Below are 15,991 nucleotides of genomic sequence, written 5' to 3'. Positions count from 1 at the left end.
CCTGCGTGAGGCTGACGGCATCGGTTGTTCGTTGGAGGGAGGACAGTTTGGATAACGCACAGCTGCTGATCAGCGGGCTGGCGAATGGCTGCGTCTATGGCCTGATCGCACTTGGCTTTGTTCTGATCTACAAGGCAACCGAGGCGGTGAACTTCGCGCAGGGCGATTTCATGATGTTGGGGGCCTTTGTGACCATCGGTCTTACGAATACCCAATATATGGGCCTGCCCTTCTGGCTGGCCTTGCCGATCTCACTGGGGATTATGGGCGCTCTGGGCTATCTGCTGGATCGACTGATCATCCGGCGACTGTTCGGTGAAAGCCAAACCGCAGTCGTCATCCTGACCATCGCTTTGGGGTTCGTGATCCGGTTTGTGGCAGGTCTTATCTGGGGGCATGAGCCGCAAACGCTGCAAAACCCGCTTGCAGGCAAAGAAGCCCGCTTTGGCGGTCTGGTGCTGGGGATGGAAGATGTTGCGGTGATTGTCGTCACGATCCTTCTGACCGGGGCTCTCTATGTCTTCTTCAGCCGCACCAAGCTGGGTCTTGCGATGCAGGGTGCGTCACAAAACCAATTGGCGGCGTATTATATGGGCATTCCGGTCAAACGCGTTCAGGGCTTTATCTGGGCACTGGCCGGGGTTGTTGCCGGGATCGCCGGGATCCTCTTTGCCGCCAAGGGTGCTGTGGACCCGACGACCGGTTTGCTGGGCATCAAGGCCTTTGCAGCGGCGGTCATTGGCGGCTTTGGCAGCCTGCCGGGTGCATTGGCAGGAGGGCTGATCGTGGGTGTGATCGAACCCTTTTCCAGCCGTTATATTGCTGCGGGCTACAGTCAGGTTGCGCCCTATGCTCTTCTTCTTGCCGTTCTGATTTTCCGGCCCAACGGGCTGTTCAGTCAGGTTCGGGTCAAAAAGGTCTGAGCCATGCGGATTGTTTTCAAAACCAATTACATGCAGGATATTCGACCTTGGAAAGACCGGTATCAACTTAGCCTGTATCTGATCCTGCTGGCCGTTGTCGCCGCTGCTCCCTGGTGGTTGGACGCGTTCTATCTGGGTGAGCTGACAAACGTTCTGATCTGGGCCATTGCCGGGCTGGGCCTGATGATCCTGACCGGACATACCGGGCAAGTCAGCCTGGGGCACGCCGCTTTTCTGGCCTTTGGCTGTTATGCCAACATTGCACTGATCGAAGCAGGGGTTCCTTTTCTGATCGCCTTCCCGCTGGCCGGGATTCTAACTGGTATCGCGGGCGTGACGGTGGCGATCCCTGCCCTGTGGCTGCACGGCATCTATCTGGCCATCTTCACAATGGCCCTGTCGATCCTGATGGACGACATCATCGTTCTGTCCGAACCAATAACCGGAGGCGTCGCGGGCAAGTATGTCGGAGGGGTCGAGATCTTTGGCCATCTGGTAGACCGCTGGGGTACACCGGATCAGTTCTTCTGGCTGGTGCTGATCGTCACTGTTCTGGTCACACTGGGCTATATAAACCTGCTACGTGCGCCGCTGGGGCGCAGCTTTATCGCTGTGCGTGACTCAGAGGTTTCCGCCCAGGCAATGGGCATCGATATCGCGCGGACCAAGATGATTTCATTCGCCTTGTCCTGCGCTGTGACGGGCTGGGCCGGGGCGTTGATGGGACTGTTTGCCGGAGCTTTCAACAACGAAACCTTCAGCGTCCTAATCTCGATCCAGTTGCTGATGATGATCGTGATCGGCGGGCTGGGGTCGATCCACGGGGCATTTCTGGGCGCGATCGTGATCGGGTTTTTGCCGCAATTCTTGTCAATCTCCAAGGAATATGCCGGTGCCCTGTTCGGCGGCAATACCGTCGCCATTCCGGGGCTGGAATTCGGCATCTTCGGTATGATCCTGATCGCCTTCATTCTGTTCGAACCCATGGGCCTTTATGGCCGCTGGCTTAAAATCCGGACCTGGTTCGAGCTGTTCCCCTTCTACCGAAAGGACATGTTTAAACGGCAAAAATCTTATCTGAGGACGGAGCGCCTAAGATGAGCCTACTGGAATTTGAAAACGTGACCCTGAAATTTGGCGGCCTCACCGCGGTTGATGACCTGTCATTCGAGGTTCTGGAAGGCGAGGTCTTTGCCCTTGTAGGCCCCAACGGCGCCGGAAAATCGACAGTGTTCAACCTGATCTCGCGCTTCTACGACCCCTATGCCGGGTCGATCCGGTTTGATGGCCATGATCTGCTGCGTGTCAAACCCTCGGGCGTCGCAGCTTACGGCGTGGCGCGGACGTTCCAGAATATCGAACTGTTTGAGCACGCAACCGTTCTGCAAAACCTTCTGGTCGGGCGACACCAGCACCGAAAAACAAACCTGCTGTCCGAATTGTTGTTTCTTCCATCCGCCCGACAGCAGGAAATAGAGAACCGCGAGAAGGTTGAAGAGATCATCGATTTTCTCGATCTTCAGGCCTATCGTGACAAGATGATCGCGGGGTTGCCCTACGGTGTGCGAAAGGTGGTTGAGGTCGCGCGCGCCTTGGCAACCGATCCCAAATTGCTGCTGCTGGACGAACCGGCCTCGGGTCTTTCAGTCGAAGAAACAAGTGATATGCGGTGGTGGATCGATGACATCCGGCGTCAGATGGGTATCACCGTTTTGATGGTGGAACACGACATGGGCCTGGTCTCGGGCGTGTCAGATCGGGTTTTGGCCATGGCCGACGGCGCTAAACTGGCGCTCGGCTCTCCGGCCCAAGTACAATCCCACCCGGCCGTGATCGAAGCTTATCTTGGGAAAGCCTCATGAGTGCGCCGATCCTGAGAATCCGCAATGTCGAAAGCTTTTATGGCCCCATCATGGCCATTCGCGGCGTGTCCTTGGACGTGCACGAAGGGCAGATCGTCTCGATCCTTGGGGCCAATGGCGCGGGAAAGACGACGCTGATGAAAACCGTCTCGGGCGTGATGGACCCGGAGAAGGGTCAAATCACCTTTGATGGCGATGACATTCAGGGGGCCGAGCCGCATAAGGTCGTTCAGCGCGGTATCGTACACATTCCAGAAGGGCGCGAGGTCTTTCCACTTCTGACCGTTGATGAGAACCTCAGCCTCGGTGCTTATTCCCGCAAGGATAAGCACCAGATCGAGCAGGATCGTGAACTGGTCTTCAGCTATTTTACGGTCCTCAAAGACCGCCGTGGGCAAGAGGCTGGCACCTTGTCAGGTGGTCAGCAGCAAATGTTGGCCATCGGGCGTGGACTAATGGCCCGGCCTCGTATCATGTTGCTGGATGAACCCTCGCTGGGCTTGTCGCCGATGCTGGTGCAAGAGATTTTCGAGATCCTGAGTCGTCTCAACCAAGAACAGCAGATGACTATGATGCTTGTTGAACAAAACGCTCATGCGGCACTGGATCTCGCCCATCATGGCTATGTGATGGAGGTTGGTCGCATCGTCATGGACGGGAGCGCTGAAGTTCTGTTGAAGTCCGTGGACATCCAGAACTTCTACCTTGGGGTGCAGGAAGACGGCGCGCGGGAAAACCGGCGCTGGAAGCGGAAAAAGACGTGGAGGTAAGACGGATGGACGCCACCCCCCTGCCCCCGCAGACCACCATCAACGGCGTGCGCTTTAACGCAACGACGGGTCAGCGGCCGCTAAGGGTCGATGGCTGCATCACCATCAGCGAATTGTTTCAACACCGATGTGCCGAGTTGGGCGACCGCACCGCGCATCGGGAAAAAGATCTGGGCATCTGGAAATCCTACTCCTGGGCCGATTACTGGCAACACGCCAAATGGATCGGTTTGGCGTTGCGCAATCTGGGGCTGGAACGCGGCGATGTGGTCTCGATCCTGTCCGAGGACCGCAAGGAATGGGCTTGGTTCGACATGGGTATTCAGGGTGTCGGAGGGATAGCCTCGGGCGTTTACACCACAGACTCTGCCAGTCAGCTGCAATACCTGATCAATGACAGTGGCAGCAAATTCCTGATCGTCGAAGATGAAGAACATCTGGACAAATTCCTGGAAATCGAGACTGAGGTTCCGGATCTGATCAAGGTGATCATTCTGGAAGACGAAGGTCTGCACGACCTCAAACACCCACGCGGCATGATGATCGACGACCTCTACGCGCTTGGCCAGAAGGTCGAGGCCACCGATCCCGGTCGGTTCGAGGCCGAAATCGCGCTGGGGAAACCGCAGGATACCGCCCTACTTGTCTATACCTCGGGCACCACCGGGCAGCCCAAGGGCGCGATGCTGAGTCACGAAAATATCCTGGCCGCTATCGAATCCGGCGCACGAGCCTTGCCGGTTCTGGCCAGCGATGAGCAGCTTTGCTTCTTGCCGCTCTGTCATATTCTGGAACGGGATGTGTCGGTCTATTTTCCGCTAGCGGCGCGCTGCACGGTGAATTTCGCAGAAAGCCCGGAGACCGTCTTTTCCAATCTGCAAGAGGTCTCGCCCTCGACCTTCACCGCTGTGCCGCGCGTGTGGGAAAAGATTTATGCGCATGTGCAGATCCTGACGCAGGAGGCCACACCGTTGGGGCGCGCGGCCTTTGCTATGGCATTGAAAGCTGGCGCGCGTCGCGCCGATTACATAGCGGCAGGAAAACCTGTTCCTGCCAGTATCACCGCCCAATTCTGGATATGGGATCAACTGGTCCTGAAGAACCTGCGCCGCATGCTGGGAATGGACAAGCTACGTCGGGGCGGGACCGGCGCTGCACCGATTTCGACTGACCTGTTGAAATGGTACTGGGCCATCGGTGTGCCTTTGGTCGAAGGTTTTGGGATGACTGAAACCTCGGGGCTTGCCACGCTCAATACCGTCGAAAGCAACAGGATCGGGACCATCGGCAAAGTCGTTGAAGGCTGCGACATTCGCATCTCAGACGACGGTGAAATCCAGCTGAAAGGCATGAACATTTTTCAGGGATATTGGCGCAACAACGTCAAAACGGCCGAGACTTTTACAGCAGACGGTTGGCTGCGCACAGGGGATATGGGGCATATCGACAAGGATGGCTACGTCACCATCACGGGCCGCATGAAAGACATCATCATCACAGCAGGCGGTAAGAACATCACCCCGGCTGAGATCGAAAGCCGGTTGAAGTTCAGTCACTATATTTCTGACGCGATCCTGATCGGTGACAGGCGCAAATACCTGACGGCCCTGATCATGATCGATCAGGAGAATGTCGAGAAGTTTGCCCAGGACCGCAAAATCCCGTTTTCGAACTTCGCCTCGCTATGTGCCGCGCCCGAGATCCGCGATCTGATCGGTGCCGAGGTTACAGCCGTGAACGGTGAATTTGCACGGGTCGAGCAGATCAAGGATTTCCGGCTGATAGACGTACTTTTGACCGCCGAAGACGACGAACTTACCGCCACGATGAAGTTGAAACGCGGGCTGGTGGAAAAGAAGCACGGACATCTGATTGAAGACATGTACAGTTAATCAAAGGAATTTCGGGAGGAGAGAGATGAGAAATTCATTCAAACTATTGGCTGCCGCCACGGCCTTGACCGCCACGGCGACCATGGGTTTGGCCCAAACCCAAGGCGTCACCGATGATGAAATCGTCATCGGGTCGGTCAACGATCTAAGCGGCATATTCGCTGCTGTTGGCGTTCCTGCCACCAAAGGCGCAAATGTCGTGTTTGACCGTGTCAATGCAGCTGGAGGCGTGCACGGTCGACAAATCCGCTTTGTTGTCGAAGACAACGGCTATCAAATGCCGCGTGCCATGCAGGGCTATAACAAACTGCTGAACCGGGACAAAGTTTTTGCGATGCTGCAATCTCTGGGCACACCGATGAACATGGCCGGGTTCAAACTTTTGGATCCAAAGGGCATTCCCAACGTCGCCCCCCTGACGGCAGCGCGGCAGATGTTGCAAGAGCCGATGCGCAACAAGTTCACCTCGTTCTCAACTTACTATGATCAAGCCCGCGTTGGCGTGAAATACCTCGCGGGTGAATTTGGATCGCAAACCGTTTGCACAATGTATCTGCCCACCGATTTTGGTGAGGAAATTCTGGAAGGCAGCAAGGCCGGGGCGGAAGAGGCCGGGATCACATTTGGATCCGAAACCACGCATAAGCCAGATGAGACCGATTTCGTGGGCTCACTCAGCAAACTCAAGGAAGAAGGCTGTGACATTGTCACGATGGCGCTGGGCGTTCGCCAGGCAATTACCGTAGTTGGCACAGCCAAGAAGATGGGCCTGGCGGATATGAAATTCCTGGGCACCTCGGCCAGTTTCCTGACAGTCGTGGCGAAAGTTCCCGGAGGCGTGACCGAAGGGTTCTATGCTGCTGCCTCATGGCAGGATCTGTGGGCCCGCGCGGATGATCCCGCACCCGCCGCATTTATCGAAGAGTACAAAGCCGCCACGGGTGAAGATCCGGTTGGGTTCGCAATGCTGGGCTATTCTGCTGCCGAGATGATGGTCAAAGCGCTTGAGGCCGCAGGCCCGGACCTGACTCATGACAGCTTTATCGAAGCCATGGAATCGCTGGACTATCAGGACGATCTGGTCGGCAACCACATCACCTATGGACCGGATGATCATCAAGGCGCGGATACCGTGTTCGTCAATGTCGTTGAAAACGGAACGTGGAAGCTGGTTTACGAGGAATAAACCAATGTAGACGCAAAGAAAAAGGGCTCGCGAGAGCGAGCCCTTTCTATTTGGATATTCCCGGCGATTAACGCTTGGAGAACTGGAACGAACGGCGGGCTTTGCGCTTACCGAATTTCTTACGTTCCACAACCCGGCTGTCGCGGGTCAGGAAGCCTGCGGCTTTCAGAGCGCCACGCAGGCTCGGATCGTACAGTTGTAGCGCTTTCGAGATGCCGTGCTTGACCGCACCGGCCTGACCGGTCAGGCCACCGCCTTTGACGGTTGCAACAACGTCGAACTCGCCTTCTACGCCGGCAACCTGAAACGGCTGGCGCAGGATCAGCTGCAGAACGGGGCGCGCGAAGTACACGTCCTGGTCTTTGCCGTTCACGGTGACTTTGCCGGAGCCCGGTTTGATCCAAACGCGTGCGACAGCGTCTTTACGCTTGCCGGTTGCGTAGGAACGGCCCAGTTCGTCACGTACGGGTTCACGCACGATGACTTCTTCGGCCACAACCTCAACGCCTGCAACGGCGCTCAGCTCTTCGAGAGTATTGATCTGATCAGCCATGGTCATTAGCTCCGGGTGTTTTTCTTGTTCATGGACTTAACGTCCAGAACTTCGGGCGCTTGCGCCTCATGAGGATGCTCGGCACCAGCGTAGACGCGCAGGTTCGTCATAACCTGACGCGACAGGCGGTTGCCCGGCAGCATGCGCTTGACCGCCTGGGTCACGACGCGCTCGGGGTGCTTGCCCTCGAGGATCTGCTGCTTGGTGCGCGACTTGATGCCGCCCGGGTGGCCAGTGTGCCAGTAGAAGTTTTCTTCGCGCTTCTTGCCGGTCATCTGGATTTTGTCAGCGTTGATCACGATGACGTTGTCGCCCATGTCCATGTTCGGGGTGAACGACGCTTTGTGCTTGCCACGCAGGCGCATGGCGACGATCGAGGCAAGACGGCCCAGAACAACGCCCTCGGCGTCGATCAGGATCCATTTCTTGTCGATGTCTGCAGGTGTTGCAGAAAAGGTTTTCATGGCAGGATAGTCCTGTTTGATGTGAAAGACCGCCCCAGCGGAGCGGTCCGAATTCGATGGATGGGTTCTATGGGGTGCTTGCGCGCAGGTCAAGCACAGCGGATCAGTTTTTAGTATGCTAAAACAACAACTTACAAAATAGGTATTATTTTACCCCAATTTCAGACACTGATTTGCTCAGGTGGATTGTCCAACAGATTTCGCAGCCGCACCATCGCGTTCTCGAACCGTTGCAACGAAACATGCCCGTTCACTGCAATACGCACCGCGTTGGGCGCGCGCCCATCACGGAGTGCGAACTCATCTGCCGAACGTAGTTGAATCCCCTCACGCTCTGCCGCACGGCTAAAGGCCGCGGCACGCCAGCCGGACGGCAGATTCAGCCAGACAAAGGGGACATCCGGGGCCCAGTTCAGATCAAAACCACCTAATGCATTCACTGCCACACGAACGTAATCCCCCATCCTCATGCGCACGTCCTTGGCGATTTGCCGGGTTCGAGGGTCGGACAACAAAAGCCGCGTTAATTCTGCCAGTGGCTGCGCCAACCCGAAATACCCGTATTCCGCCGACCGGCGCAGATCTGCGCTGCGGTCTTTCGGGGCGATTGCGAACCCGACCCGTAACGCCGGGGTCAGTATCTTGGAGATCGAAGACACATGCCAACCCCGTTCAGGTGCAAGCGCACGAAAGCTGGGTTCCTTGGCATCGCCCATCCGGTAGCAATCATCCTCGACGATCTGCACATCGAAACGTCGCGCAATCTCGACCACCTCTTTCCGCCGTTCCAGGGGAGTGTGCAATGCGGTGGGGTTTTGTACCTCGGGTGAGACACAGATGATCTGGGCTGGCGTCTGGCGCAGCACATGTTCCATGGCGGTTGGATCAATGCCCCACTTGTCCATTCGAATACCAACCACTTCAGCCCGCATCAGTTCACCCGCGCGACGGAACCCGGCATAAGACAGATCTTCAACCAGCACGACTGGTTTAGGACCCTGAAGGATGCTTTGAAACACAAGACACAACCCGTTCTGCCCCCCATGGGTCAGTACAATGTCGTCATCCGTCAATTGACCCAGTGGCAAATCCGACAACCAATCGACAACCACCTGCCGCATGGGTTTGTAGGCGTCGCGCGTCGGATAACTCATGAACAAGGCCGGATCAGACTGCGCCACCTTCTGCAAACATTCACGCACCAGCGAAACCTGCCCCATATCCACCAAACGTGGGCTGAACAAGCTGACGTGGTTGGCGTTTTGCGCCTCGGCGAGGTGAAGTTGCCGCGACCAGACATCGTCCAGAATCGGAGATTTCGGAGGAGCGACAAATGTACCACGTCCAACCTCGGCTTGTAGCAAGCCCTCATCCGTCAGAATCGTATAAGCCCGCGCAACTGTGCCCGGTGTGATCTGCAACCGAAAAGCAAGTTCACGCACGGGCGGCAGCTTGGCTCCGATATCTAACGTTTTGTTTTCGATCGCTTTTCGAATTGTATCGGCGACCAAGGTGTATTTTGGCCCCTTGGATTTTGGCAATGTGTCTGGCCAAATTGTATCCATTACAATTCTTCCTTTGCATTTGACACAATGTCGAATGTATCAAGCTCTTGTACCGAAAGTTACTACTTTGTGTCAATACAATTTGAAAGGAATACCAAGATGACACGCACGATGCACAACCCCGCCCTTATGCTGCTGAACGACAGCCCTCGGCTGCCTCTGATCGCATCACTGGCCGTGCGGTTTGCGGCGGCTGTCACTCAATGGGAGCGCCGTCGGCGCAGCCGCGTCAACCTGGGCTATCTGGATGACCGGCTGCTACAGGATGTCGGCCTGACCCGTCGCCAGGCACACCGCGAAGTAAAGCGCTGTTTCTGGCAGGTTTAAGGAATCCCCAGTCCCAATTTTGGGACCTCTTCCTGGGCCGGGGCCTGTCCCCGGCCTTTTTTATCCGAATTGTGCCGCTGCAGAGCCTGCAGGCGGAATAGAATAGGTCATCGTTGCACGTGCAACCGGACCATCCACGCCTTCGGAAAAGATCAAGACGTCCCCAACCGCCAGCGTCCTGCCCAGCTTCAGCAATCGGCAGCTTGCAATCAAGTCGACGCCCCCGGCTGGCTTGCGCAGAAAATCCAATGAACTGTTGGTCGTCACCACCAAGGATTGCCGCCCCTTTCGCGCCAAAACCATCGCATAGACACTGACATCCGCCAGACCAAACATGGACGGCCCTGACACTGTGCCGCCGGGGCGCAGATGTCGTTCCTGCACCACAAGACGCATGGTGATGGTGTCCTCCGTCAGATCTTCGACAACAAAGTCCTGATGCACCTGAGGGAACACCTCGTTGAGGTATTGCGACAGTTCATCCCGATTCATTGCCAAAGCCATACTTTCCCTCCTGCTCTTCCCGACCTAGAGTTGGCCCAACTTGGGATCGGAGGGCAAGATGGCAATTCTGGAACGTAACGACACAGGCGCAGTTGCACGGCTGACAATGAACGCCCCAGAGCGGTTAAACGCACTGAGTGAAGAGATGCTGGAAGCGCTTCAGGCCGAACTTGATGCCTTGCGCGATGACAGAACCATCCGCGCGGTGATCCTGGCGGGTGCTGGAAAAGCGTTCTGCGCGGGGCATGACCTGAAGCAGATGACAGCCGGACGTCAATCCGAAGATGGAGGCAAAGCCTATTTCCAGGATCTGTTTGCGCGCTGCGCCCAGATGATGATGTCAATCCAATCCCTGCCCCAGCCCGTGATAGCTCAGGTCCATGGCATTGCCACGGCCGCCGGGTGCCAGTTGGTGGCGACCTGCGACATGGCCATAGCGGCCGAAGGCACGCGATTTGGTGTGAACGGCGTGAATATCGGACTGTTTTGCTCGACCCCCATGGTTGCGCTAAGCCGCAATATACCCAGGAAACAGGCTTTTGAGATGCTGACCACTGGCACATTCATCTCAGCCGAGCGCGCTGCAGAGCTTGGGCTGATCAATCGCGCCGTCCCGGAAATGTTGCTGGAACATGAGGCCGACACGCTGGCCGAACTGGTTGCCTCCAAGCTTGGGGCCGCCGTCAAAATCGGGAAAGAAGCGTTTTATCAACAGCTTCAGATGCCTTTGGATCAGGCCTATGCCTATACCGGAGACGTAATGGCGCAGAATATGCTGCACCGGGATACAGAAGAAGGCATTTCCGCCTTTATTGAAAAACGCCCTCCGAATTGGACCCAATGAGGCAATTGTTTTGCATATTTTTTGCCACTGTTTTGATTTTAGCACTTTTCAAAACGGCGACTCTGTGGCAAAGCTGGGTCGAGGCTGAGGCCTCAGGACACTTTTGGGTCGTCGTGGGCGGAAGGTCCCTCCAGCTGGTCTCTCTCACCAGCGCTGACATTCCCGCAGCGGCGACCCCAAGATTCCCCTTTAAAATTGGCTAAATCAGCGCTGGCTGAGTTGCGCCCGATTGTGGTCTGCCCTATGTGGCAGCGCATGACACAAGTTTTGCATATTGTAGGCGGCGGAATGGCCGGATCCGAGGCGGCGTGGCAAGCGGCTGAAATGGGCGTTGACGTGGTGATCCATGAAATGCGCCCCACGGTTGGCACATTTGCCCATCAAACCGGCAATCTGGCTGAAATGGTGTGCTCGAACTCGTTCCGGTCGGATGATGACGAACAGAACGCGGTGGGCCTGTTGCATTGGGAAATGCGGGCCGCCAACGGGCTGATCATGACAACCGCTGATTCCCATCGTTTGCCCGCCGGAGGGGCTCTGGCGGTGGATCGCGATCCCTTTGCCGCAAGCGTCACTGCAAAACTCCGCGCCCATCCGCGTATATCGGTCACGGACGAAGAAGTGACCGCCCTGCCCGATGATGGCCAATGGATCTTTGCAACCGGGCCTCTGACCTCGCCTGCGCTGAGTGAAGCGATCCGCACGGAAACAGGTGCCGAGGCGCTGGCCTTCTTTGATGCCATTGCCCCCATCGTCTATGCCGATAGCATCGATATGTCGAAGGCTTGGATGCAATCGCGGTATGACAAGGGAGAGACTGAAGAAGAGCGCACAGCCTATCTGAACTGTCCGATGGACCGTGATCAGTATGAGGCGTTCATCGACGCGCTTTTGGCCGCTGACAAGGCCGAGTTTCACGAAGGAGAAACAGCTGGCTACTTTGACGGCTGCTTGCCCATCGAAGTCATGGCAGAACGCGGGCGCGAGACTTTGCGCCATGGTCCGATGAAACCTGTTGGCTTGACCAATCCGCATGCGCCGGACGTGAAATCTCATGCCGTGGTGCAACTGCGCCGTGACAACGCATTGGGCACACTGTTCAATATCGTGGGGTTCCAGACCAAGATGAAATATGGCGCACAGACCGAGGTGTTCCGTATGATCCCCGGCCTTGAGAACGCAAGTTTCGCACGATTGGGCGGCATTCACCGCAACACGTTCATCAACTCGCCCACGCTGCTTGATGCGCAGATGCGGTTGAAATCGAAACCCAACATCCGGTTTGCCGGGCAGATCACAGGTGTTGAGGGTTATGTCGAAAGCGCAGCAATGGGGTTGCTGGCCGGGCGTCTGGCCGCCGCCGAAATCTTGGGCCGCGACCTGCCGGAATTGCCACAAGACAGCGCCATGGGCGCCTTGATCCATCACATCACGGGCGGGGCCGAGGCCAAGACATTTCAGCCAATGAATGTGAACTTTGGCTTATTCCGACCGGTAGACGGCCTGAAAGGTGGGCGGCGCGGCCGGAAGGACCGATACAAAGCCTATACGGACCGTGCCAAGTCGGAATGGAGCACCTGGTTGGAGCATTGCTGACTGGACGCACAATGTGGTCTCGGCTTAGCATGCAGTTATGACCGACAAGTTCCTAGACAGCACCTACAACCTCGGCACGCCACAAGAGACTGAATCGCATTACAAGAACTGGGCTGCGACCTATGATGAAGAGGTCGAAGATCACGGGTACGTCACCCCCGGTCGCGTAGCGGCGGCTTTGTGGTCTGTCCACCCTCACCCTGAAACTCGGATTCTGGATTTTGGATGTGGAACCGGACTTTCCGGTCAGGCTTTGCGCGCAGTCGGGTTTGAAATTATCGATGGCATGGACCCCACCCCCAAAATGCTGGAAGAAGCAAAGGCTAAAGGTGTTTACAAAACGCTGACCGGCTTTGATATCACCAAGCCTGCTCCACTCAAGCGTGATGCCTATTCAGTTATCACGGCCATCGGTGCCATCGGTCAGGGTGCAGCGCCGCCAGAGACATTCGACGTTTTGATGCACGCTTTACCCAAAGGAGGACTGTTTGCGTTGTCTTTGAATGATCACGCGCTGGCAGATCACACATTCACCTGCCGCATCACCGATTGGGTCGACATGGGGGCCGCACGTTTGCTGTTTCGTGAACATGGGCCACATTTGCCCGGCATCAACCTTAACTCTGACGTGTATGTTCTAGAAAAAGCGTGACTTTTATAACGCGCTTCGCGCCTTCCCCAACCGGGCCACTTCATCTGGGACACGCTTATTCCGCGATGATAGCCAGCGACATGGCCACAGCTGAATGTGGTCAATTCCTGCTGCGGATCGAGGATATCGACCAATCTCGTTCGCGACAGCATTGGGAGGATCAGATCTATGATGATCTGGCTTGGCTGGGCATGAATTGGCCACGTCCGGTTATGCGCCAGTCGGATCGCATGGCGGTCTACGACGCTGCCCTGAATCACCTCTGGGCGCAGGGCTTTCTGTATCCCTGCACCTGTAACCGCAAAGATATTGCCGCTGCAACCAGCGCTCCGCAGGAAGGCGCACCGCTGCACGGGCCGGACGGAATAATCTATCCCGGAACTTGTCGAAAATTGCATGCAGACAAAGACTTAACCCAGCACCCTCGTCCAAAACACGAAGCAGTGCGGCTGGACATTTCCAAAGCTTGCCAAGCGATTCACGACAGTTCCAGGTTTCAATTCACCGAACTTTGTTCAGGGCCTGACGGGGAAACCGGAACGATAGCCTTCACCCCTGATGAATTGGAAGCAACCGTTGGCGATGTTGTTCTGTCCCGTCGAGACATGGGTACGTCTTACCATTTGTCCGTTGTCCTTGACGACGCCGCGCAATTAATCACGCAGGTGGTCCGAGGTCAGGATTTGTTCGAAGCCACCCGCATTCATGTCCTGCTTCAAGTGCTGCTGGACTTGCCAACGCCTGCGTATTTTCACCACGATCTGGTCCGTGATGATGCCGGCAAACGATTGGCCAAGCGCGACGATGCGCGCGCGATCTCGAAATATCGCGCTGAAGGGGCCAGCCCTGCAGATATTCGGCGCCTGGTCGGGCTTTGATCTGGCACTCTTACTCCATAGGAGCCATCAGTTCTGTCTCGTTTCCATCACGAACAGCTGTGTAGAAACAGGTTCGGCGATTGGTGTGGCAGGCGGCCCCGGTCTGACGCACCAGCACCAGCAGGCAATCCCGATCGCAATCGATCCGAAAATCCACCAACTCCTGCACATGCCCCGAGGTTTCGCCCTTGATCCAGAAAGATTGACGCGACCGCGACCAATAGGTCACCCTGCCCGTTTCCAGTGTCTTTTCAACAGCCTGGGCATTCATCCAAGCCATCATCAGAACCTCGCCTGACACATCGTCCTGCGCAATGGCCGGGATCAGGCCGGCGTCATTGTATTTCAGGGTCGCTGGATCAAACACGACGGTATCAGTCATCTCGAAAAACCTTTTGCATCCGGTGGGGTGACCACTATGTATGAGGAACACACGACGAGGGAAAGCCATGAGCGGCGAGAACGATCTGATCAAGTTGTACTCTGGGCGCATTCTGGCGCTGGCGGCGGACATTCCGCATCTGGACCGTCTGGACAACCCGGACGCGACGGTCAAGAAACGCTCGCCGCTGTGCGGTTCGACCGTGACGGTGGATGTGAAGGTTCAAGACGGTTGTGTCAGTGCCTTTGGTCAGGACGTCAAAGCCTGCGCCTTGGGTCAAGCCTCGGCTGCGGTTGTCGGGGATGCTATCATTGGCGCGACCCGCGCTCAAATCGAAGCTGCGCGCGGCCAACTAACCGCCATGCTCAAGAAAGACGGGCCTGCCCCGGATGCGCCCTTTGACGGCCTTGAGGTTCTGATGCCTGCAAGGGACTACAAGAACCGGCACGCCTCGATCCTGCTAGTATTGGACGCCACGGCCGAAGCCATGGCGCAGGCGGAACAGGCGCACTGCGCCTGATTGTAGCTATTTGAGGTAAACCCGTTTACCTTCCGCTAAGATTTAAGGAGGGGTGGGTTTGAACAATTTGCTTGAACATTTCGTGACGCTTTGGGTCGTCATTGACCCGATTGGGACAATTCCTGTATTTATCGCTGTCACCGCAGGCCTCACCGCAGCATCTCGACGCAAAACGGCTTTGTTGGCGTCGCTCATCAGTGCCGGGGTTCTTCTGTTCTTCCTGGTTTTCGGACAATTGCTGATCGAGGCGCTGGATATAGGCCTGAATTCCTTTCAGGTGGCAGGCGGCATCATCCTGTTCCTTTTTGCGCTGACCATGATCTTCGGCGAAAGCAAACAAGAGATCGAGCAGCGGCAAGCTGAAGAAGATCAGGAAGACAAGTATCACAAGCAAAATCCGGCAATCTTTCCCCTCGCCGTGCCCTCACTGGCCTCACCCGGGGCGATGCTGGCCGTCGTGATCCTGACGGATAACCACCGGTACAGTGCAACGGACCAGGGAATCACTGCTTTGGTCATGCTGTCCGTACTGTTGGTTGCTTTTGTTCTGATGCTTCTGGCGGAGCCGATCATTCGCCTGATCGGACATTCGGGTGCGGCGATCATCAGCCGTATCATGGGGATGATCCTGGCCTCGGTTGCGGTCAATTCCGTCCTGTCCGCGTTGCTTGAGATTTTCAAAACCGGCCAGCTATAAAAAAACCGCCGCACCTTCCGGGCGAAAGGGCGGCGGCAGGCATTGCGTGTCTCGTGTGGGGTCCGGTTCACCGCGCGGGGCCGAGGCATGGCCCCTCAAGGGGTTTGGGACAGGCAGGTCACCCTTGACTGAAATGGGGATGACAGCGCGGTTTTTCGGCACGAGATCGCAGGCAGAAAGGCTTAGAAACCAACCGGCAAGTGAAGGGCCACCATCAGGATCACGACCAAGGACATCACGCCAACTGCATCTTGAAAGATGGTCGATTGCGCACGGCTGAAAGCGGTCTTGATCTGGGTCAGCATAGGGTCACCTCCGGTCAGAGTTTTAATCCTTTGTTGACCTTTTGTTCTCATATTTACCCGAGTCAGTAAAG

Annotated in this window: 19 protein-coding genes; 13 read left to right on the top strand and 6 right to left on the bottom strand. The window is 56.4% G+C overall.

The features are described from left to right. Positions 1–47: 47 nt before the first annotated feature. From ALB80_RS02505 to ALB80_RS02480, 6 genes are read left to right on the top strand one after another with little or no spacing between them, the layout of a single operon-like run. Positions 48–923 (top strand): branched-chain amino acid ABC transporter permease, encoded by an 876-nt coding sequence (locus ALB80_RS02505; RefSeq protein ID WP_050602424.1) that lies wholly within the window; start codon positions 48–50, stop codon positions 921–923. 3 nt (positions 924–926) lie between these two features. After that, a complete protein-coding gene (locus ALB80_RS02500) occupies positions 927–2,024 on the top strand; it encodes a branched-chain amino acid ABC transporter permease (protein ID WP_050602423.1) in 1,098 nt (365 codons plus the stop codon). After that, entirely contained in the window at positions 2,021–2,785 is a 765-nt protein-coding gene (locus ALB80_RS02495; protein ID WP_050602422.1) for an ABC transporter ATP-binding protein, read from the top strand. Before ALB80_RS02500 ends, ALB80_RS02495 begins: the two co-directional genes overlap by 4 nt. Next, positions 2,782–3,555 (top strand): ABC transporter ATP-binding protein, encoded by a 774-nt coding sequence (locus ALB80_RS02490; RefSeq protein ID WP_050602421.1) that lies wholly within the window; start codon positions 2,782–2,784, stop codon positions 3,553–3,555. Before ALB80_RS02495 ends, ALB80_RS02490 begins: the two co-directional genes overlap by 4 nt. Positions 3,556–3,560: 5 nt before the next feature. After that, complete coding sequence (locus ALB80_RS02485; RefSeq protein ID WP_083445165.1) at positions 3,561–5,447, top strand: long-chain fatty acid--CoA ligase; 1,887 nt, start codon at positions 3,561–3,563, stop codon at positions 5,445–5,447. A gap of 25 nt (positions 5,448–5,472) precedes the next feature. Next, positions 5,473–6,633 (top strand): ABC transporter substrate-binding protein, encoded by a 1,161-nt coding sequence (locus ALB80_RS02480; protein ID WP_157054125.1) that lies wholly within the window; start codon positions 5,473–5,475, stop codon positions 6,631–6,633. Between the two features lie 67 nt (positions 6,634–6,700). Here ALB80_RS02480 and rpsI read toward each other — a convergent pair whose 3' ends face one another. From rpsI to ALB80_RS02465, 3 genes are all read right to left on the bottom strand, one after another. Further along, entirely contained in the window at positions 6,701–7,186 is a 486-nt protein-coding gene (rpsI, locus tag ALB80_RS02475) for a 30S ribosomal protein S9 (RefSeq protein WP_050602574.1), read from the bottom strand. Between the two features lie 5 nt (positions 7,187–7,191). Beyond that, entirely contained in the window at positions 7,192–7,650 is a 459-nt protein-coding gene (rplM, locus tag ALB80_RS02470; RefSeq protein ID WP_050602419.1) for a 50S ribosomal protein L13, read from the bottom strand. Positions 7,651–7,811: 161 nt separating this feature from the next. Next, positions 7,812–9,215 carry a PLP-dependent aminotransferase family protein gene (locus tag ALB80_RS02465; protein ID WP_050602418.1) on the bottom strand — a complete coding sequence of 468 codons (1,404 nt, stop codon included), beginning with the start codon at positions 9,213–9,215 and terminating at the stop codon, positions 7,812–7,814. A gap of 99 nt (positions 9,216–9,314) precedes the next feature. On the opposite strand from ALB80_RS02465, the gene ALB80_RS02460 reads away from it, so the two are divergent. Continuing rightward, positions 9,315–9,542, top strand: coding sequence for a DUF1127 domain-containing protein (locus ALB80_RS02460; RefSeq protein ID WP_050602417.1), 228 nt, complete (start codon positions 9,315–9,317; stop codon positions 9,540–9,542). Positions 9,543–9,602: 60 nt separating this feature from the next. On the opposite strand, the gene ALB80_RS02455 is transcribed toward ALB80_RS02460, so the two are convergent. Further along, positions 9,603–10,046, bottom strand: coding sequence for a PaaI family thioesterase (locus ALB80_RS02455; protein WP_050602416.1), 444 nt, complete (start codon positions 10,044–10,046; stop codon positions 9,603–9,605). A gap of 58 nt (positions 10,047–10,104) precedes the next feature. On the opposite strand from ALB80_RS02455, the gene ALB80_RS02450 reads away from it, so the two are divergent. From ALB80_RS02450 to gluQRS, 4 genes are all read left to right on the top strand, one after another. Further along, complete coding sequence (locus ALB80_RS02450; RefSeq protein WP_050602415.1) at positions 10,105–10,890, top strand: enoyl-CoA hydratase; 786 nt, start codon at positions 10,105–10,107, stop codon at positions 10,888–10,890. Positions 10,891–11,145: 255 nt separating this feature from the next. Next, complete coding sequence (gene trmFO, locus ALB80_RS02440) at positions 11,146–12,486, top strand: methylenetetrahydrofolate--tRNA-(uracil(54)-C(5))-methyltransferase (FADH(2)-oxidizing) TrmFO (RefSeq protein ID WP_050602573.1); 1,341 nt, start codon at positions 11,146–11,148, stop codon at positions 12,484–12,486. Positions 12,487–12,523: 37 nt separating this feature from the next. After that, positions 12,524–13,138, top strand: a complete 615-nt coding sequence (locus ALB80_RS02435) for a class I SAM-dependent methyltransferase (RefSeq protein ID WP_050602413.1) — start codon at positions 12,524–12,526, stop codon at positions 13,136–13,138. Continuing rightward, positions 13,135–14,016 (top strand): tRNA glutamyl-Q(34) synthetase GluQRS, encoded by an 882-nt coding sequence (gluQRS, locus tag ALB80_RS02430; RefSeq protein WP_050602412.1) that lies wholly within the window; start codon positions 13,135–13,137, stop codon positions 14,014–14,016. The genes ALB80_RS02435 and gluQRS overlap by 4 nt, the downstream gene beginning before the upstream one ends. 10 nt (positions 14,017–14,026) lie before the next feature. Here gluQRS and hisI read toward each other — a convergent pair whose 3' ends face one another. After that, entirely contained in the window at positions 14,027–14,398 is a 372-nt protein-coding gene (gene hisI, locus ALB80_RS02425; RefSeq protein ID WP_050602411.1) for a phosphoribosyl-AMP cyclohydrolase, read from the bottom strand. A 67-nt stretch (positions 14,399–14,465) separates the two neighbouring features. Here hisI and ALB80_RS02420 point away from each other — a divergent pair, with 67 nt between their 5' ends. Continuing rightward, positions 14,466–14,918 (top strand): iron-sulfur cluster assembly scaffold protein, encoded by a 453-nt coding sequence (locus ALB80_RS02420; protein ID WP_050602410.1) that lies wholly within the window; start codon positions 14,466–14,468, stop codon positions 14,916–14,918. Positions 14,919–14,976: 58 nt separating this feature from the next. Further along, on the top strand, positions 14,977–15,615 hold the full coding sequence (locus tag ALB80_RS02415) for a MarC family protein (RefSeq protein ID WP_050602409.1): 639 nt from the start codon (positions 14,977–14,979) through the stop codon (positions 15,613–15,615). A 182-nt stretch (positions 15,616–15,797) separates the two neighbouring features. Here the strand turns inward: ALB80_RS02415 and ALB80_RS22795 are convergent, their stop codons facing one another. Next, the gene (locus ALB80_RS22795; RefSeq protein WP_256364009.1) at positions 15,798–15,920 is read right to left on the bottom strand and encodes a hypothetical protein; all 123 of its coding nucleotides are present in this window, start codon (positions 15,918–15,920) and stop codon (positions 15,798–15,800) included. Positions 15,921–15,991 lie beyond the last annotated feature (71 nt).

Origin of the sequence: Ruegeria sp. 6PALISEP08 (assembly GCF_001238295.1) — a bacterium.
Classification (GTDB): Bacteria; Pseudomonadota; Alphaproteobacteria; order Rhodobacterales; family Rhodobacteraceae; genus Ruegeria.
This window is presented reverse-complemented; position numbering and strand designations above follow the sequence as displayed.